Below are 306 nucleotides of genomic sequence, written 5' to 3' on the forward strand. Positions count from 1 at the left end.
ATCGCGATCGCGCAGCACTATGCGGAACACGTGCTGGTGCAGGCGGAAGGGCTCGAAGCGTCGATCGTCGGCGCGAAGGGCGGCGACGGCGTGCTCGCGCTGACGGAAGACCAGTTCTGATCGGGCGATCGGGAACTGCGGCAGGAGGAGATTCGGCTTTGACCCAAGATGAACTGATCGCGCAATACGGCCCGCGCGAATCGATGGAATACGACGTCGTGATCGTCGGCGGCGGCCCGGCCGGGCTGTCGGCCGCGATCCGGCTCAAGCAGCTGGCTGCCGAGAAAGGCACCGAGATCGGCGTGT

At 66.0% G+C, this 306-nt stretch carries 1 protein-coding gene; it reads left to right on the forward strand.

Annotated features, from left to right (window positions below; translation table 11 throughout):
• Window positions 1-203 precede the first annotated feature (203 nt).
• Window positions 204-306: FAD-dependent oxidoreductase (locus tag HWY45_RS36460; protein WP_425129154.1), on the forward strand; the 103-nt coding region annotated here is incomplete at its 3' end.

The organism is Burkholderia stagnalis (assembly GCF_902830275.1).
Lineage (GTDB): Bacteria > Pseudomonadota > Gammaproteobacteria > Burkholderiales > Burkholderiaceae > Burkholderia > Burkholderia stagnalis.